Annotated in this window: 19 protein-coding genes; 3 read left to right on the forward strand and 16 right to left on the reverse strand. The window is 50.6% G+C overall.

Features of this window, described 5'->3' with window-relative positions; genetic code table 11:
- Positions 1-10: 10 nt before the first annotated feature.
- The 4 genes from A3844_RS11150 to A3844_RS11165 form a co-directional block, all read right to left on the reverse strand.
- Positions 11-1,489, reverse strand: coding sequence for an alpha-N-arabinofuranosidase (locus tag A3844_RS11150; protein WP_074107429.1), 1,479 nt, complete (start codon positions 1,487-1,489; stop codon positions 11-13).
- A 32-nt stretch (positions 1,490-1,521) separates the two neighbouring features.
- On the reverse strand, positions 1,522-2,433 hold the full coding sequence (locus A3844_RS11155) for a carbohydrate ABC transporter permease (RefSeq protein WP_074085959.1): 912 nt from the start codon (positions 2,431-2,433) through the stop codon (positions 1,522-1,524).
- A gap of 54 nt (positions 2,434-2,487) precedes the next feature.
- Positions 2,488-3,366, reverse strand: a complete 879-nt coding sequence (locus A3844_RS11160) for a carbohydrate ABC transporter permease (RefSeq protein ID WP_074085960.1) — start codon at positions 3,364-3,366, stop codon at positions 2,488-2,490.
- An 80-nt stretch (positions 3,367-3,446) separates the two neighbouring features.
- Positions 3,447-4,691 (reverse strand): extracellular solute-binding protein, encoded by a 1,245-nt coding sequence (locus A3844_RS11165; protein WP_244169750.1) that lies wholly within the window; start codon positions 4,689-4,691, stop codon positions 3,447-3,449.
- 468 nt (positions 4,692-5,159) lie between these two features.
- On the opposite strand from A3844_RS11165, the gene A3844_RS11170 reads away from it, so the two are divergent.
- Positions 5,160-6,116, forward strand: a complete 957-nt coding sequence (locus A3844_RS11170; protein ID WP_074085961.1) for an ArsR/SmtB family transcription factor — start codon at positions 5,160-5,162, stop codon at positions 6,114-6,116.
- Positions 6,117-6,247: 131 nt separating this feature from the next.
- Complete coding sequence (locus tag A3844_RS11175) at positions 6,248-6,406, forward strand: asparagine synthase (protein ID WP_074085962.1); 159 nt, start codon at positions 6,248-6,250, stop codon at positions 6,404-6,406.
- Between the two features lie 129 nt (positions 6,407-6,535).
- Here A3844_RS11175 and A3844_RS11180 read toward each other — a convergent pair whose 3' ends face one another.
- The 12 genes from A3844_RS11180 to A3844_RS11235 form a co-directional block, all read right to left on the reverse strand.
- On the reverse strand, positions 6,536-7,306 hold the full coding sequence (locus A3844_RS11180; protein ID WP_074107430.1) for a class I SAM-dependent DNA methyltransferase: 771 nt from the start codon (positions 7,304-7,306) through the stop codon (positions 6,536-6,538).
- Positions 7,307-7,365: 59 nt separating this feature from the next.
- Positions 7,366-8,301, reverse strand: coding sequence for a CvfB family protein (locus A3844_RS11185; RefSeq protein ID WP_074107431.1), 936 nt, complete (start codon positions 8,299-8,301; stop codon positions 7,366-7,368).
- Positions 8,298-8,645, reverse strand: a complete 348-nt coding sequence (gene rsfS / locus A3844_RS11190) for a ribosome silencing factor (protein WP_025705473.1) — start codon at positions 8,643-8,645, stop codon at positions 8,298-8,300. The genes A3844_RS11185 and rsfS overlap by 4 nt, the downstream gene beginning before the upstream one ends.
- On the reverse strand, positions 8,642-9,220 hold the full coding sequence (gene yqeK / locus A3844_RS11195; RefSeq protein WP_074107432.1) for a bis(5'-nucleosyl)-tetraphosphatase (symmetrical) YqeK: 579 nt from the start codon (positions 9,218-9,220) through the stop codon (positions 8,642-8,644). Before yqeK ends, rsfS begins: the two co-directional genes overlap by 4 nt.
- A complete protein-coding gene (locus tag A3844_RS11200; protein WP_074107433.1) occupies positions 9,192-9,794 on the reverse strand; it encodes a nicotinate-nucleotide adenylyltransferase in 603 nt (200 codons plus the stop codon). The genes yqeK and A3844_RS11200 overlap by 29 nt, the downstream gene beginning before the upstream one ends.
- 62 nt (positions 9,795-9,856) lie before the next feature.
- Positions 9,857-10,150, reverse strand: a complete 294-nt coding sequence (yhbY, locus tag A3844_RS11205) for a ribosome assembly RNA-binding protein YhbY (protein ID WP_019912522.1) — start codon at positions 10,148-10,150, stop codon at positions 9,857-9,859.
- Positions 10,151-10,261: 111 nt separating this feature from the next.
- Entirely contained in the window at positions 10,262-11,128 is an 867-nt protein-coding gene (gene aroE / locus A3844_RS11210) for a shikimate dehydrogenase (RefSeq protein ID WP_074107434.1), read from the reverse strand.
- Between the two features lie 22 nt (positions 11,129-11,150).
- On the reverse strand, positions 11,151-12,278 hold the full coding sequence (yqeH, locus tag A3844_RS11215; protein ID WP_074085968.1) for a ribosome biogenesis GTPase YqeH: 1,128 nt from the start codon (positions 12,276-12,278) through the stop codon (positions 11,151-11,153).
- Positions 12,278-12,802, reverse strand: a complete 525-nt coding sequence (locus A3844_RS11220; protein ID WP_074085969.1) for a YqeG family HAD IIIA-type phosphatase — start codon at positions 12,800-12,802, stop codon at positions 12,278-12,280. Before A3844_RS11220 ends, yqeH begins: the two co-directional genes overlap by 1 nt.
- A gap of 89 nt (positions 12,803-12,891) precedes the next feature.
- Complete coding sequence (locus tag A3844_RS11225) at positions 12,892-15,135, reverse strand: DUF4129 domain-containing transglutaminase family protein (RefSeq protein WP_074107435.1); 2,244 nt, start codon at positions 15,133-15,135, stop codon at positions 12,892-12,894.
- Positions 15,132-16,382: a DUF58 domain-containing protein gene (locus A3844_RS11230; protein WP_074107436.1), complete on the reverse strand. Its 1,251-nt coding sequence runs from the start codon at positions 16,380-16,382 to the stop codon at positions 15,132-15,134. The genes A3844_RS11225 and A3844_RS11230 overlap by 4 nt, the downstream gene beginning before the upstream one ends.
- Before the next feature lies 1 nt (position 16,383).
- The gene (locus tag A3844_RS11235) at positions 16,384-17,340 is read right to left on the reverse strand and encodes an AAA family ATPase (protein WP_074085972.1); all 957 of its coding nucleotides are present in this window, start codon (positions 17,338-17,340) and stop codon (positions 16,384-16,386) included.
- A gap of 218 nt (positions 17,341-17,558) precedes the next feature.
- Here A3844_RS11235 and A3844_RS11240 point away from each other — a divergent pair.
- Positions 17,559-17,762, forward strand: a 204-nt coding sequence (locus tag A3844_RS11240; RefSeq protein ID WP_074107437.1) for an IS3 family transposase, incomplete at its 3' end; no start/stop codon positions are given.

Consider the following 17,762-nt stretch of genomic DNA (forward strand, 5'->3'; position numbering starts at 1 on the left):
TATCGTTCTTTTACTCCAGGGTAAGGACAACAACCGATGCCGGAGGCAGCTGGCAGTCCAGCACTCCGTCCTTCAGTGCAGCCTCCGTGAAAGGAGCCGTACCTACAGTTTCCGGTGCTTCGAAGGTATTGTGGGCATTCAGGTCAGAATGGGTCAGAATCTGGCCCGATACGCTTCCTGCCGAAGTGCCGATCATCTCAATGCTTAGGCTGGCACTGTCCGCATGGCTGATGTTGCAGAGCGAAATGTAAATCTTGCCGGCAGCATCCCGGGAAGCAGACACGCTTACCTGAGGCAGAGACTCTCCGCCCATGCTGTACACCGGACTCTCAAAAGCCACCTCAAGCAGCTCGTTATCCTGATGCACCTTGTACATCTCAAAGACGTGATAAGTAGGCGTAAGCAGCATTTTATCGCCTTCGGTTAAGATCAGCGCCTGCAATACGTTGACCATTTGTGCAATGTTCGCCATTTGCACCCGTTTACTGTGATTCTGGAAAATATTCAGGTGAATCCCGGCCACGAGCCCGTCACGCAGTGTATTCTGCTGATACAAGAACCCCGGATTCGTTCCCGGTTCACTGAGGAACCAGGTTCCCCATTCATCTATAATCAATCCTACCCGCTGCTCCGGATCATATTTGTCCATGATCGCTGAATGCCGGGTAATCAGCTCGTCCATATGGAGGGATTTCTTCATCGTTTCGAACCATTCGCCTTGATCGAAGCCGAGTGCATAACGCTTCTCTTCCCAGCTTCCCGGAATCGTGTAAGAATGCAGGCTCAGACCATCCATAAACCGTCCGGCTTCGCGCATCAGCACTTCCGTCCAGTTATAGTCGTCCACGTTAGCGCCTCCGGCGATTTTGTAGAGCTTGTTGTCACCATAATTACGCGCATACGTCTGGTATTGGCGATACAGGTCGGCATAATATTCCGGACGCATGTTGCCTCCGCAGCCCCAGTTCTCATTCCCGACGCCAAAATATTTCAGTGCCCACGGTTGTTCCCGCCCATTCTCGGCCCGCAATCCTGCCATGGGAGATTCGCCGTCAAAGGTCATATACTCCACCCATTCGGACATCTCCTGAACAGTGCCGCTGCCGACATTACCGCAAATATACGGTTCACATTCCAGCAGCTCACAGAGCCGGAAGAATTCATGCGTGCCAAAATGGTTGTTCTCGACTACGCCGCCCCAGTGGGTGTTGATCATCCGCTTGCGCGTTTCGGGAAGGCCGATGCCGTCCTTCCAGTGATACTCATCGGCGAAGCAGCCGCCCGGCCAGCGAAGCACGGGAATATCCAGCTTGCGCAGCGCAGCTATGACATCATTGCGGATACCATCCGTATTGGGAATGGGAGAATCTTCACCCACCCAAATCCCTTCATAGATACATCTGCCGAGATGTTCGGCAAAGTGCCCGTAGATATTTTTATTGATTGTACTTTTGGGCAGATCTGATAGAATTCTCATCTTCACAGTCATTGTTTCTCTCTCCTTACCCGTTCTCTATTTACTTAACCCTTAATACCTGAATTCAGATTGATCGATTGGACAAAGTATTTCTGTGCGAACATAAACAACAGCAAGGTTGGAATAATCGCCAAGACCGCTGAACCCATCAACTGCCCGATCATACGGTAATTTCCATAAATGTCCTGAAGCAATAACAGCCCCGCAGTAACCGGCATTTTATCCACATCCGTAAACACGATTACAGGCCACAAAAAGTCATTCCATGATCCGGTGAAGGAGAACAAGGCGCATACGATCAATACAGGTTTGACGAGAGGCATAATAATCGAGAAATAAATCCGGAAATGTCCTGCACCGTCCACGTGAGCGGATTCATCAAGGTCCTTCGGAATTCCGTTCATAAACTGTCTGACCAGAAAGATATTACCCATGCCTGCCAGTCCCGGGATAATCATCGCCCACGAGGTGTTGACCCAGCCTAACGCGTCAATAATTTTGTAGGAAGGGATCAGATTCACCACGCCAGGGAAAAACGAGATGCCTAGCAAAGTGAAAAAGAGTGTATCTCTGCCTTTAAATTTCATCCGTGAGTAGCCATAACCGGTAATGGAAATAACTACAACCACAAAAAGAGTATGCATCGTTGCAATGAATAACGAGTTCATCAGCCAACGCAGTATAGGAGCGGTTGAGGTATTATCCAGAATTGCGGTATAGTTTTCAAGAATCCATTTTTTAGGGAATAATCTAAATCCGGAAGAGACTACCTCTGACTGTGACCGGAAGGAAGTCGTGATGCCAAAAATAACCGGAATGATCCAAATAATACAAAGCACGATCAAAAACAAGTAAGATACATATTTCGAGATGCTGATCCCCGAGGCTTTTCCTTTCACTGCCTGTTCTTTGACGCGGGGACGTTTATCGTATTGCTGCGTCATCTGATTGGACATACGGGTACACCTGCCTTTTTAAATTCCACTTTGGGTTCCTTGCCATATCGTAAATTAAGCCGCATTCCGGTTCATTACATAATATTGCAGAGCCGAGATGGCCAGGATAACCAATCCAAGCAATACAGCCATAGCCGAAGCCATACCCGCAATGGACTCCCCATTACCGAATGCCAGTTGGCGGATATACATCATGAGTACATGTGTACTTTGGCGTGGTCCTCCGTCAGTCATCATCAAAGGCTGCCCGAATACGTTGAAAGCCCCGGCAGTTGTCATAACAAAGGTGTAAATCAGCGGGAAACGGATCGAAGGTAGCGTAATACTCGTAAATCGTCGTATCGTTCCGGCTCCGTCCATCTCTGCCGATTCATACAAATCCTGCGATACACCGCTGATAGAGGCACGGTAAATAATCATGTTGCCGCCGACCCCACCCCAGATCGTGATGATAATAACGAGGATCCAGGCATAAGGCTGGTGCGCCGGCCAGGAAACATTCGAACCAAAGACATTGCCGGCCATCCCCAGTTGCTTGTTGAAGAGCAGCAGCCAAATCAGCGCCCCTGCAGATATGGAGATTAAGCCTGGAACGTAAATAATCGATTGGATCAGGCTTTTCCCTTTGACTTTTTTGTGTTCAAGCGCCACCGCAACAAGCAATGGAATAATGATTAACAGCGGAACACTCAGCAGGACGAATATAAACGTGTTCTTAAGGCCGTTATTAAATTGCGTATGGAAGGTCGATTTGCTGTCAAAAAGAATAGTTCTATAGTTATCCAACCCTACCCAGACCGGTTCGTTCATCAAATTCCATTTGGTGAACGAAGCATAAATCCCGTAGAATGTCGGCAGCAAAATAAAAACAACAAACAGGATAACATGTGGACCGACAAAGAAGGCAGGCGCGAGATTCAGTTTCTTTTTCATAGGCATTCATTTCTCCTTTGACATGAAGCAATGTTCCGGATTACGGCCCATTGCTTCATGCTATCATTTCCGCTATTCTGTTATTTTGCTGCTCCGCTAGTTCCTTCGGTGATTTTGTCTTCAACAAATTTCTGCATGGTCTGCAGGGTTTCATCGATGTCTACATTACCGCGTACAATGTCCCCGCAATACGTATCTACAGCTTCTGCAATGTACGGATAGTATTCATAGGTGTAAATGTACAGGGATTTAATTTCTTTTTCACTGGAAGTGAAGAAGGACTGCATATAGTTCTTGAATTCAGGGCTTTCATTGACTTGCTTACTGGCTACGATCTGTCCTGCTTTAGCCCACTCGATTGAATTCTCGCGGATAAATTCCAGGAATTTGCCGATGCCCGCTACTTTTTCTTCGGATCTGTCTTTATTCTTCATCATTGTGAACAAGTGGGAGGACGATCTGTTGGTAAACTTATCTGGTGTTGGCGAATATACATTCGTTACTCCAAAATTCAAGCCTTCTACCTTTGCATGTGCAGTAGAACTCCAAGTACCGTCTGTGGAGAACAATACGTTGCCTGATTGGAACATCAGGTATCCGTCTTCACCAAAAGGGGTCATCAGTCCCGCATCGTTGATTTTTTTCACATCCTCGAAGGCCTGCTTCATTACTGGAGTGTTAACGGCTGGTTTGCCATTCTCCTGAATATCTCCACCCAGGTTCTGGATCTGTGCCAGGATAACCCAGCCCAGCAGTGCATCATTAACGACGTAGTCGCCTTCAGCCAGCTTTCCTTTTAAGGAGAGCATTTCATCAATGGTTACCACATTATCATCAAGGAACGATTCAGCACCATATTTCTTAAGCAGATCCTTGTTGTAGTACATTACGTTACTGTGGATATCAAGAGGAACTGTATATTGAGTACCGTTAATTGTGCCTGTCGACCATGCTTGCGGCAGATAATTCTCCTGTTTGATCTCAGGCTGTGCAGCGGTTACGGCTGTCATAGGCTCAAGTACACCCTGCTTGACATAGCCGGGAACACGGTCCGCATGAATAATGGTTAAGTCCGGAACACCTTTGCCGGAGTTAAGTACCGTGGACAGCTTGGTGTACATATCGGAGGTGATTACATGTTTCACTTTAATCTCAGGATTGGTGGCATTGTAATCCTTTACAAGTTGATCCATATAGGCACCGTCGTCACCAGTAAGCGGCGTCCAGAACGTAATTGTCTTTGAATTATCTTTTCCGCACCCCGCCAATACTGTTGATAACATTAGAACAAGCGTTAATACTGAAAGCCCCCATTTTTTCTTCACACTTTCTCCTCCTAATGAAATAATTTTAGTGAATCATCTACAAAAATGTTTTTGCAAACAATTAACTCTTCCCTCTTCGCAGGCTGTGCCTTTTTGATGTGGCTGACAGCCGCTTCTTCTTTCACATCTTCATTAAATAATTAAAAAACATTTGAATGTATTCGCTTACAGTTATAAAATAACATACAAGAGGTACCTTGTAAACAAATTTGTCTAAACCTATTCATATGTATTCAAAACAAAATGCAAAACAAAGCTTTTTCGTGATATAAAATCCCTTTTCACCCCCATTTTCATGGAATTACCTTTAGTAATTCATGAATATAAGGTACAAATTAGTTTGAAACAAACTTAATTTTTAAACAAATAGACAAATAACTGGAGAATACTTCCCTTTTCAGGTTAATTAGTTTATAATTTTATAAAACAGTTTTGATAATGACGTCTGCGGAAGAAGGTACAGTAATCATGATTTATATTAAAGATCTAATGAGCGGGATTGATATCTTCAAGGCTCTCAGCTCCGAGATCCGGATTCAGATTCTGGAGCTGCTTGCTACGAATCAAGCCCTTAACCTCAATGAAATCGCCAAGAAGCTGAATCTCAGCAATGGTGCCATCACAATGCATATCAAGAAGCTTGAGGATAGTGGGCTGATTGAGATCAATACTTCTGTCGGCAAGCATGGTATCCAAAAGGTGTGCTATTTGAATAAAGACAAACTAATGGTAGATTTGCGAAGCAAGGAGACCGACAATTTGTACGAGGTCGAAATCCAGGTTGGGCATTACAGCAATTATCAGGCGGTCCCTACCTGCGGGCTTGCCACGAAAGACAGTATCATTGGAGACTTTGACGAACCGCGCTATTTTGCCGATCCCCAGCGGATTGAATCCGAGATTATCTGGATGGCAGAAGGATTTCTTGAATACCGGATTCCGAATTATCTGAAAGCGAACCAGACCTTCCGCGAAATTCAGTTCTCCATGGAGATTGGTTCGGAGGCACCTGGGTTCAACGACAATTATCCCTCGGATTTATATTTTTATGTAAATGGTATCGAAATCGGCTATTGGACGAGTCCCGGCGACTTCGGCGATGCCCGCGGCACCTTCAATCCAGACTGGTGGCCTCCTCACCTTAACCAGTACGGAATGCTGAAGCTTATCCGCATCAACAATGAAGGAAGCTTTATCGACGGCTGCCGTATCTCAGATATTACACTGGATGATATCAAGCTGGATTACAAAAGCGAGCTGACCTTCCGTATTGCCGTCACCGACAAACCGGTCAACAAACGCGGATTGACGATTTATGGCAAGCATTTCGGCAACTATAGCCAGGATCTGATGGCCCGTGTGCTCTACAATGTACATGAGGTTGAAGAGGCTGCTTCCCGGCTTACACCTCCCCTCGCAGACTAGGTTGATGAACTTTCCGGGGAGGCTGCCTGGAACTGATGGAAGAGATGGTGACCTTCTCCACCGTATAAATGTCCTCACTTTAACCCACACTAACTAGGTCTTTCAATCCAGCTAAAGAGGGAGTGTTTCGAATGCGTGAAGGTATGATTCCCACCGTTCTCGGAACTGTAGTCACCGCTTCAAGCGCAGCTTTTCTTGGCAGCAGATATAAGATTGCCGCTACAGGTATTCTTGGTTTTGGCATAGCCCACATCGTGCTGGGAGCCATTGATCTGTTCGAGCACCGCTAACAAGATTGAAAGATGCCGGCCCTGTAGGTATACAGTGCCGGTTTTTTTTCGACCAATATCCAATCCTGGTGCAGGGACATCAAAAAGGCCCTTCCCTGATACAGGTAAGGACCTCATAATACTTAGTGTTTATTTTACAGCTACATAAAATAGCCTTCCGGCACTGTCGTCGGCCTCCACCCATTCAAAATCGGCATAGACCTTCACTTCACTGAAGCCGGCCTTCCGCAGCTCCTCTGTCATCCATTCGGGATCATAAGCCCGCTGGATGTGAGTCTCTTCAAAACGGCGGTATAGGCCGCTTCCTCCCTCTTCACGGGCGAAAATGGACAGGTGATGCTCAATCTCACGGCGCGGCACATCCATTTCACAAGTCCAGATATAAGATACCGTAGGCTCGTCCAGCACAAACGGCTGCTCCTCTTCGTAGCGGATAAGTGTATTGGGATGATGCACATCGAACAGGAAGCTTCCTCCCGGCTTAAGGCCGGCAAAGGTCTGTTCAAATACGGACCGGATATCCTGCTCTTCCAGCACATAGTTCAGACAATCGCAAAAGGAAATAACCGAATCGACAAGCTCCGGCAGCTCCCACTCCTTCATATTCTGCCGTACCCAGCGGACACTGCCCTCACGCAGGAAACGGCGTCCCTGAGGATGCCGCTCCATCTTCATCTGGGCTACAGACAGCATATCCGAAGACAGATCAATTCCTGTCATGTGGTAGCCTGCAGCGGCAAGCGGGATCGTAATGCTTCCGGTTCCGCATCCCAGCTCCGCCACCGTCAACGGCTTGCCGTATTTATTCCAGGCCGTCTCCGCAAAGGCCAGCCAATCCGGATAGGGCATATCCGCCATCAGCTCATCGTATACATAAGCAAATTTCCCATAGGAAGACACTGGTTTACACCGACTTTCTGTGAATGAAACTGTATAACTGTTCTTCCGTTTCCGGATTATTAATGTTCAGGCTCCTGGTTATCCTTGGCTGGGCTCTGGTCTGCTCCGGCCTCTTCGCTCCGGGCTAGATAGGTCCAATTCTCCTTCTGGGTCACGAGCCCTTCCTTCATCAGCTTGCCAAGCGCACGCTTGAATGCCGATTTGCTGATGCCAAACCGCTGCTTGATGATGTCGGGAGGCGTGGCATCTGAATAAGGCATCGCTCCGCCAGGCCGTTCGTTCAGGAAATCCAGCAGTGCCGCGGAATCGACATCCCGGCCCACTTCCTTACGCTGGCTCATAGACAGGTTCACACGGCCGTCTTCACGGATATGGGAGACCCTAGCCTCGAATTCCTCGCCAAGCCGGAGCAAGCGGGTACGCTCTGAGGTATGCACCATACCGATGATTCCGAAACCCAGCACGCCGCCGTCAACAAGTACAAAAGTACCCATCTGAAGCGGTTTGTACACTCTTGCCTTAACGGTCTGTCCCATCCAGGACTCTGGTGCAGGCAGCGACAGCGGCGCAAGCTCCTGCTCTCCGGCGAGCTTGGCGCGAAGACGTCCCTGCTTGTCATGCTCCATAAGTACAAAAACCTTGTCCCCCACCTGCGGGCGCAGCTCAATCAGCTCCGGCAGCTCACGGATCGGCAGCAGCAGCTGCCGTCCGAGTCCCATCTCCAGGAAGCAGCCCAGACGGGGGTGAATATCCGCCACTTCGAGCAGAGCCACTTCACCCAAGGTCAGGAACGGCTTCTTCATTGTGGCCGCCAGACGGTCCTCTGTATCAAAGAAAATGAACACTTCAACCTTGTCGCCATTCTTCGGCTTACTGCCAACAAGCTCCGTATAATGCAGCATCACATCCTGGTCACCAGCGCCCAGAAAGTAGCCGTAAGGGGATACCTCACGCAAGACTTCAAGGGTAACCGTAGTTCCGGCAATCAGACTCATACCGTCTCCACAACCTTGGCGTCAGACCATAGACGCTCGATGTTGTAATATTCCCGCTCGTCGCGGTGGAATACGTGTACGATCACATCTCCCAGATCCATCAGCACCCAGCGGGCTGCATCCATACCTTCAATGCCGCGGATGACCCCGCCGGCTTCATGAACAACCTTGCGCACCTCAGTGGCAATGGCCTGAACCTGTGTATCGGAATTCCCGTGGCAGATGACGAAATAATCACTGATAGGTGACACACTGCGCAAGTCAAGCGCGACCACGTTCATTGCTTTTTTATCATCGGCGGCCTTTAGGGCCAATTGCAAAAGCTTGCTTGATTCTACACTCATATTTTATCCTCCATTATTCTAACTAAGTCATTGCGGGCCAGCATAGTCAGCGGGAACACAATGCGGCGTTTCTGAAGCAGCAGACTGATGGTAGAGTCGAACCCTGCGACCAGCCCTTCCTCCAGGCTTACCTTGGACAGCTTGCGGATGTCTTCCACTCCCGGAAAATCCCTTCCCGGCTCGATGTAATCTGCCAGACAGACGATTTTCTCCAGCAGGCCCATGTTCTCACGTCCGGAAGTGTGGAAACGGATCGCATCCAGCACCTCAGGATCGGTGATTCCATACTCATGCTCAGCAACGAAAGCGCCAACTTCCGCATGCCACAGCTGCTTGTCGTAGCTCAGCAGCTCGGCGGACAGCCCGTTCTGCTCAATAATCTCTTTCATTCGTTCCACCGGCCAGTATTTGGCCACATCATGCAGGATCGCTGCTGTTTCCGCACGGACCGGATCCCCGCCATAGCGCACTGCCAGCTTCACCGACGTCTCCATCACGCCCAGTGTGTGCTTCCAGCGTTTGTCGGGCATCTGGGCGGAGACCGCTTCAATCAGCGCTTCGCGGCTGAATGCCATACAATCCACTCCTTTGAACATAATCGTATACAGCATCAGGCACCATATAACGAATGGACTTGCCTTCAGCGGCTCTGGCTCTCAGCATCGTGGAGGAGATATCTACAAGCGGCATATCCGCCAGCAGTACTTTCTCGGCAATAAAGCCGGGCAACGCTCCAAGATCCAGTGGAGTGCCCGGCCGGCCGACTCCGATAAAGGTCAGACGCCGAACCAGCTCTTCAATCCCGTGCCATTTTGGCAAATACTGGACCATATCAGCTCCGACAATGAAAAAAAACTCATGCTGCGGATATTTTTCCTGCAGAATCGTGATGGTTTCGAAGGTGTAAGAGACGCCTCCTCTGGCGATTTCCAGGTCCAGAATGCCAAACGCGTCGTGATCCCTGACTGCGTCCTCAACCATGGCCAGCCGTTCCTCGCCGGATGCTCCTGCCTCATGCTTATGCGGCGGGATATGCGACGGCATGAACCATACCTCTTCCAGCGCATAGGACTCCCTCGCCGTCTCCGCTGCCATCATATGGCCGATATGAAGAGGATCAAAGGTCCCTCCCATAATTCCAACTTTCAAGAGGTCTACCTCCTCTTATTATCAGGGTAAACTACACTCTCCCGCAAGCTGCGAAGGCCGTATTAACGGGGCAGCTCGATGGTTTTGTTATCGCGTGATTCCTTGTACAGAATGATGGTCTTGCCGATAACCTGCACCAGCTCGGAACCCGACTGTTCCGCAAGTGCAGCGCCAATTTCCTTCGGATCATCCGCATTGTTATTCAGCACACTGATCTTCATCAGTTCGCGCTTCTCAATAGCCTCTTCGATATGGCGGATCAGATGATCGTTGACACCGCCCTTGCCGACTTGAAATACCGCATCCAGATGATGGGCAAGCGAACGGAGATAGCGTTTTTGTTTTCCAGTTAACATAAATGAACAAGCTCCTTAATTAACAAATATTATTACCCTAACTATACCGAACTAATAAGCCAAAACGTGAGAAAAGAGTGTACCAGCAGGCGAAAAGATGTAAGTTGCATATCAGTCGTGCCTGAGACAATCTATAATCGTCTGACGCATGATATCTACCGGTGCACTTCGTCCGGTCCAGTACTCGAACGCATAGGCTCCCTGATAGACGAACATGTCAAGGCCGCCATGAATCCTGCAGCCCCGCTTCTGTCCTTCCGTAAGGAGCCTGGTATGCAGCGGATTATAGATCAGATCACTGACGATCATTCCTTCCCGAAGCAAAGCAGGGTCAATCGGCGTGGCATCGGTGTGAGGATACATACCGACAGAGGTGGTATTGATCACAATATCCATTCCGGGAATATGGGCCGGGATTTCATCCATTCCAATTCCGGAGACCGCACCTTTCGACTGAAAGGCCGCAGCTAGCTGCTTCGCCTTATCCTCTGTCCGGTTGGCAATAATCACTTCGAGCGGATGATCCTCCAGCAGCGCGGCAATAATCCCTCTTGCCGCCCCACCGGCACCAATGACCAGAACGCGGGTGCCAGATAATTCCGGCGCCGCCTCCGCCTTCAGTGAGCGGACATATCCAATGCCGTCCGTATTATATCCGGTGAGCACACCATCGTCGTTGACAACTGTATTCACCGCACCGACAATCAGCGCGCTGTCATCCAGCCTGTCCATATACTCCATTACTGCAACCTTATGCGGAATTGTCACGTTCACCCCACGGAAACCTAGGGTACGGATAGCCTGAATGGCTTCACCCAGCTGGCCGGGTGTAATATGCAGCGGCACGTAGGCCCCGGAAATGCCGAGCGCCTTCAGTGCTGCTCCGTGCATAACCGGGGATTTGGACTGGACGATGGGATCACCCATGACCCCAAGTAATATATCCTTATTCCTGTAATCGCTGCTTGCGCTTGTCACAGCTTATTCGCCCTCCTATAGGTCAGATCAGCGATGGACGGGTCAGAACCTTGATTCCCCGCGGAACATGGATGGCTACAACTGCCCCGCCTGTACCGTTCACCTTGATCCAGCCCAAGCCGGAAATGAAGAGATCCGTCTGGCTGTTCCGGCCGATGCGGAACTCGTGGCGCTGCCATTGCGGCAGCTTATCCATGTCAGCGGTTCCCGGCGGAGACAGCAGCTCGCCGCGGTGCTCCTGATAGAGGGAATCCGCACGTTCCAGCTTCGTACGGTGAATCTTCAGCGTTCCGCTGATATAGCAGGTGAAGGATTGCCGTTCACCTTTCACGAAATCAAAGCGGCCCAGACCTCCGAAGAACAGCGATTGTCCCTCGTTCAGCTGATATGCCGCCGGTTTAAGCGGATTTTCGGGCATTACGGCTCCCAGATCTTTGCGTTCCACCAGTTCACTATACCGCCAAGGGTATACAATCCCCGGAGTATCAATGATGTAGTGTCCATCATCCAGTGGGATCTTCACCGTATCGAGTGTTGTACCCGGGTAACGGGAGGTAGTCAGTTCCTGCTCTAGATCGCTGTAATCGGAGATCAGTCGGTTAATCAGCGTAGACTTGCCTACATTAGTAGCACCGACAACATACACGTCGCGCTGGCCCCGCAGCTCGGTGACGGCTTCAAGCAGACGGTCGAAACCCTGATTGCGCTTAGCGCTGCAGAGAACAATCTCCGCAGTCCGCAAGCCATGCTCCTTGCAGCGCTGCTGCATCCAATTGCGAAGCTTGTTCCAGTTGGTTACCTTGGGGAGCAAATCACTTTTGTTGACTGCCAGAATGACAGGGTTGTTGCCTACGAAACGTTGCAGGCCGGAAATCAAGCTGCCTTCAAAGTCGAAAAGATCGACAATATGAATGACAAGCGCATTCTTCTCACCAACACCGCTCAGCAGATGCAAAAATTCATCCTGATCCACCGATACGGAAGACGCTTCATTGTAGTTCTTAATACGGAAACAGCGCTGGCAAATCACGGGTTCCCGTTCAAAAGCCACCTCCGGTATATAACCCGGGATGTCCTTGTCCGTGGTCTGCAGCTTGATGCCGCAGCCGCTGCATTTCTCAGGGCGCTTGGTTTCATTTGTTGAATTCATTAAGGTTTATCCTCCTCGTGCCACAATCCTTGCTTGCGAAGCCGTGTAGTCGCTATACGCTCAACCCGGCGGTTGAATCTGGTGCCGATCCCTTCATCCTTCACAGAGATAGGGAGCACGAGCACCGTATACAGCCCCAGGCGGTTGCCGCCGTATACATCAGTAAGCATCTGATCGCCGACAACAATCGTCTGCTCCGGCTTCAGCCCCATCTGTTTCATTGCTTTCAGAAATGGTGTATTGCTGGGCTTGCGTGCCTGGTGCACAAACTCAATATTAAGCGGCGTTGCAAAGCGTGACACCCGGTCCATGTTATTGTTCGACACAATGATGAGCTTGAAACCCAGCTCCTTCACTTTCGCGAACCATAACAATAGCTCCGGAGTGGCCAGAGGCGCTTTGGCGCCGACCAGCGTATTATCCAGATCCGTAATGATACCTCGGTATCCAAGAGCGTACAGCTCTTCAAGAGCAATGTCGAATACCGTATTCACCCGGAGTTTGGGGATTAACCTTTCAAACAATACGTTCACCTCGATTTCATACGAAAAACTATATCATACTCTTTACGCTTCGCAAATGAATCCGGAACGGCCATTTGACACCTTTGCCGCTACTTGCCGGACTTTATGCTTTTGCGCAGCCGCAAAGCTTCAGTATACACGCTGCGCCAGTCTTTGTCTTCAATAACCTCTGGGCTGTACTTCGCACGTTCGAACATCCCCAGCAGAGCTGTGAGAGATCCAGAAGCCGCAGGGCGTTCGTGTCTCCAGCGATCGACGGATTCGCGGAGCGTTTCGTGTTCTTCCTTAAGCATGCCCTTTCTGCGAGCATACCTTACCCAGCGCGCCGTTTCCGCCTCAACTTTCTGAACGGGAGACAGCGGCTGGCCGTTGCGCAGCCGCTGGATGAAGAAGCGCAGGCTGAAGCGGCGCTGCCAGAGCAGGAAGCCTGCCCAGGACAAAAGCACAACGGCTGCCGCTGCTACCATCCATGTTCCCATATGAAAGCCCTGCTCCTGTGAAGCGTTGTTCACCTTCTCCGACTTAGGCTGGGTGTCTTCTTCTTCTGGTGCCGCGGTTTCTTCAGGCGCTGCTTCCTGGCTTTGTGTCAGTAGAGGTGCCGTGAAGCCTGGAGTCGCCTCGACAGGAATCCATCCATAATCCCCAAAATAGACCTCTGCCCAGGAATGGGCATCTGCATTGGTTATCGTGTAGTTGTTATTGATGAGATCGCTCCCCTGCTGGATCGCAAGGTTGTCCGGAAGCTGCGCCTGTTCCCCCGGCGCATAGCCCTTGACCCAGCGGGCCGGAATCTCTAGTGAACGGGCCATGGTGACCAGCGCAGTTGAGTAATAGTCGCAATACCCTTCCATAATTTCGAACAGGAAGCTGTCCACCAGATCCTTGCTTTTGCGGCGTGAGAGATCTGGCTGGTTCGTATACGGAAAGCTCTGCTGCAGGTACTGCTGCAGAAGGGCTGTTTTCTCATAAGGTGTCTTCCCCTGGGCTGTGACCTTCGCCGCCAGCTCTTTAACCCGTTCCGGGAAGTTGTCCGGCAGCTGCAGGTACTGTTGATCAATCTTTACCCCGCCATACAGCTGTTGGTAAGTCTGTCTGTTCAACTCCTGTATCGGAACAACCGGCACCTGTGAGGTCAGCACATATTCTCGGGGGAAAGCCTTGCCGTTCCCCTCCGATTCCCATAGCAGTTCGCTGCCTTCTTTTCTCCAGGACAGGCCGCTGCTTGTATTCTGTCCATTCACCGAATTCACTTTCGAGATGGAGTAGCCTCCGAAGAGCACAGGGTAGGACTTGCCTCCCAGCACTTTTACAGTCTGCTTCAGCTCTTTGGTCTGCACCTTGGTAGCTGTATTCCGGTCCAGCTTCTGTCCGACTTCAGCCCCTGTCACCCCTCCTCTGGCTTCAGGGTCGTCATCACTCCAGCCTTTACCGGAATATACGCTGCGTGTCTCTCCCCGCATGTACGTGCGCAGATCCGAGGCCACCGTCATCACCGGTGAATAATCGAAATTGAAGCCCCCGCCGAGATTGTTGTCATCTGTACTATAACCAGAGGTTGTGCTCCCAGTGGAGGCTGTACCCGTTCCGTTACCTGAAGGGCCGGAGCTGCCGGAGCCTGGAGTACCGCCATTGCCGCTCCATTCCTGCCATGCCGTATACGGATCAGTGAGCGTTGGGCGCACCTCAGGCATATTCACACCGGTAATAATCACAAGAGAAAAGATAATGGCTACATTAATGGCGATTTTAAAAGGATATTTCAGCAAATGAGTCCAACCGCGCGGGTATTGCAGCTGAAAGCTTCTTAAATGCTGGGTAACCAGCCAGCCCATCCCGGCAGAAACTGTCCAGGCCACCTCCTGCCATAATATAGAAGAAGTGAAAGAGTCCAGTGCAGCAAATGCCGCGATATTCATTCCGGTAAACATCAGAATCCGCGCTTTCGAGGATACCCACCAAGAGGATATAAGAAGCAAGGCCAGCGCCCCAAAAGCAAACCAGATATAGGGTGCCATATGCGAAAGGATATCCGGCAGCCGGTCACGGAGCCCTGGCATCCAGGGATCAGGAACGTAGGCCCCGTAATGAAGTACCATCCGGTAGGTAAGGTATACCGCAGCCGCAGCTTCAAGCAGCAGCCGGTAGACCGCTTTGGCGGGTATAAGTATTTCAATAACCACCGCTGCAGCCAGTGCCAGAAGCACCGACGCGGTGGTCACTTCAAGCCAGAAGGTTTCTGTGTAAGAAATCCATTGCAGTGCAATCACCATCAGCCACAGCAGGCTGAAAGAGTGATGCCAGGAGGATTTAATTCCATTCCACCAGCGTATCATATGACCTTATCACCTCCGAGCACAGCGGGGAGCTCCTGCAGCGAACTGACGCTGTAGCCAGTAATCCCGCGTGATCCCAGTACGTCTATCCACTCCTGAGTACGCTTCATGGACGCCGGATTACGTGCATGAATTTGCGAGGGCGTCATCCCCCGGCTCTCTGCCCAGCGCAGCACATCCAGAACAGGCTGGCCTGACTGGGGACTGATTAGCACAAAATATGAGCCCTTGGGGAACATACGGGACGCCTTTTCCAGTCTAGTAATCAGCGGTCCGCGGCCCTCAGCATTGATATCGATCAAATATTGAATCATTTTCTGCCGTTCTGCACTACCTTCGGCAGGTGCGAACATCTTGGTATGCTTGTCCAGACAGCACAGGCCGATACCGATCCGTTCACGAATTCCATAACCCAGCAGCGAGGCTGTAATCGAAACAGCTAGCTCGAAATGATTCGAACTGCCATAGGATGCCGCACTTCCGTCCAGTACAAGCACAGTTTTGGGAATAGATTCATGCTCGAATTCTTTCGATTTCCAGTCGCCGGTCTTCGCCGTTGCATTCCAGTGAATACGGGTCAGCCGGTCACCGTAGACATAATCGCGGACACCGTTGATCTGTGTAGTCTCGCGGCGAGAAGGGACCAGTGATGCCTGAGGCCCGGCCAGCCGGGCTCTCCGCTCAAACAGCAGCCAGCGCGGCACAAATACTGAGCGCGGCAGCACACGGAACTGGCCCTCTGCCTGAAAGGTCCCTTTGTGCTCCACAAGCCCGAAGATGTCCTCGGAGAGAATATCCGTACCTTCAAAGGAATAATGGCCCCGCTCAAGCGCCGGTGTCTGGAAGTGCAGTTCTCCCCGGCCCTTCAGGCTGGGGATGAGACTTTCTTCAAACACCCATGTTTCGCCGTTGTGGCGCTTCAGTATCTCTCTCACCACTACATACGGCAAGGGCAAAAAGCCCGGGATCGTGATGCTCAGCTTCACCCGCAGGAACCCGCCCGCATATAATAAGTCTGGCTTGTCCTGCTCCGAATACAGGCTGCGGGTGCCTTTGGCGCGGCGGACACCGCCCAGGCCTCCGATCATTAAATAAAGAAGCAGCACAGTGACCATAATAAAGAGCATAAAGGAAGTTTTGCCGCCCTGAAAAAGTACATAAAGCAGCGTGATGCCCCAAATGGCGAGAACGCCGGCCATTTTGCGGGGCTGAAGAAGCGCGGCCGCCCCAGACAGATAGCTTTTCATATCACTGCCTCATCGTGACGGGCACGTGAATGCTCTGGAGCAGCTTCTGGAGCAGCGAATCCACATTCACGTTATCCAGACGCGACTCCGGCCGCAGCAGGATACGGTGTCCCAGGGCATAGGGCGTTAGAATCTTAACATCATCGGGCAGTACATAATCGCGCTCCTGCAGGAAGGCATATGCCTTGCAGGCCATCATGAATGACAGGGACGCCCGTGGGCTGGCCCCAAGCAGCACCAGAGGATGCTCCCGGGTCTGCCGGACCACATCCAGCAGATAGTTCAGCACAGGATCACTGATATAGACGGAACGGATCTCTTCCTGAATGGAAGCAATCTCTTCCATTCCCGTCACTGGAGTCAGCCTGTCCACCGGCTGGCCCTCCTGATGGCTGAGCAGCAGGTTCTTCTCGGTATCTGCATCCGGATAACCGAGGCTAATCCGCAGCATGAAGCGGTCCAGCTGGGCTTCCGGCAGCGTATAGGTACCTTCAAAATCAATCGGGTTCTGCGTTGCACATAGCATGAAAGGATGCGGAAGCGGGTACGTCTCTCCATCTACAGTAACGTTCCGTTCCTCCATCACTTCAAGCAGTGCGGACTGCGTTTTGGTGGTGGCACGGTTGATCTCATCCGCAAGCAGAATATTAGTCATGACCGGACCCGGACGGAAATGGAACATTTCATCGCGCGGATGATAGACGGAGACACCGGTAATGTCACTTGGAAGAATATCCGGGTTGCACTGAATCCGGCGGTATTCACCGGACATGGATCTGGACAGGGCCCGTATCAGTTGGGTTTTGCCCGTTCCCGGCACATCCTCAATCAGGACATGTCCGCCGGCAAGGAGAGCAGTGAGCAGCAGCTCTATTTCAAATGATTTACCAAGGATGCAGGATTCCAGATTATTGCGAACAGCGTTCATAATTTGCATGGATTCTTGACGCACGGGCATATAGGGTAAACCTCCTATGTCAAAATAAGCAGTATTAATTATATTTTACATGATTAGGGACCCCAAAGTACATTATTGAAGATTGCTATCTTTAACATACGTCAAAGAAGCCGAACAAGGTTCGGGACTGACCCCGTAACGTGAGACAAATCAAAACACCTTCAAGAGAATGAAACCTTATCGTAAGATAGGGAGATAATCTTGGAGGTGTTTTTGCGTTGGCAACCAGAGTGAGCTACCCCGTAGAAATAAAGATGAAAGCTATAGAAATGAGATTGGCAGGAGTACCCGTGAGCGATGTTATGAAACAGCTGGGCATACGAAATAGGACGCAACTAAAGGTGTGGATGAAATGGTATCGGGAAGGCGAAATTCATCGCATGGAGCAACCTGTAGGTAAGCAATACAGCTTTGGAAAAGGT

It is taken from the genome of Paenibacillus helianthi (genome assembly GCF_001909055.1).
GTDB classification, from domain to species: domain Bacteria; phylum Bacillota; class Bacilli; order Paenibacillales; family Paenibacillaceae; genus Paenibacillus_AQ; species Paenibacillus_AQ helianthi.

What these genes read in the sequence shown, in the direction of transcription:
- A3844_RS11150 (WP_074107429.1), bottom strand. Translation starts at nt 1,489, where the DNA reads ATGACTGTGAAGATGAGAATTCTATCAGATCTGCCCAAAAGTACAATC.
- A3844_RS11155 (WP_074085959.1), bottom strand. Translation starts at nt 2,433, where the DNA reads ATGTCCAATCAGATGACGCAGCAATACGATAAACGTCCCCGCGTCAAA.
- A3844_RS11160 (WP_074085960.1), bottom strand. Translation starts at nt 3,366, where the DNA reads ATGAAAAAGAAACTGAATCTCGCGCCTGCCTTCTTTGTCGGTCCACAT.
- A3844_RS11170 (WP_074085961.1), top strand. Translation starts at nt 5,160, where the DNA reads ATGATTTATATTAAAGATCTAATGAGCGGGATTGATATCTTCAAGGCT.
- A3844_RS11175 (WP_074085962.1), top strand. Translation starts at nt 6,248, where the DNA reads ATGCGTGAAGGTATGATTCCCACCGTTCTCGGAACTGTAGTCACCGCT.
- A3844_RS11185 (WP_074107431.1), bottom strand. Translation starts at nt 8,301, where the DNA reads ATGAGTCTGATTGCCGGAACTACGGTTACCCTTGAAGTCTTGCGTGAG.
- rsfS (WP_025705473.1), bottom strand. Translation starts at nt 8,645, where the DNA reads ATGAGTGTAGAATCAAGCAAGCTTTTGCAATTGGCCCTAAAGGCCGCC.
- yqeK (WP_074107432.1), bottom strand. Translation starts at nt 9,220, where the DNA reads ATGGCATTCAGCCGCGAAGCGCTGATTGAAGCGGTCTCCGCCCAGATG.
- yhbY (WP_019912522.1), bottom strand. Translation starts at nt 10,150, where the DNA reads ATGTTAACTGGAAAACAAAAACGCTATCTCCGTTCGCTTGCCCATCAT.
- yqeH (WP_074085968.1), bottom strand. Translation starts at nt 12,278, where the DNA reads ATGAATTCAACAAATGAAACCAAGCGCCCTGAGAAATGCAGCGGCTGC.
- A3844_RS11225 (WP_074107435.1), bottom strand. Translation starts at nt 15,135, where the DNA reads ATGATACGCTGGTGGAATGGAATTAAATCCTCCTGGCATCACTCTTTC.
- A3844_RS11230 (WP_074107436.1), bottom strand. Translation starts at nt 16,382, where the DNA reads ATGAAAAGCTATCTGTCTGGGGCGGCCGCGCTTCTTCAGCCCCGCAAA.
- A3844_RS11235 (WP_074085972.1), bottom strand. Translation starts at nt 17,340, where the DNA reads ATGCCCGTGCGTCAAGAATCCATGCAAATTATGAACGCTGTTCGCAAT.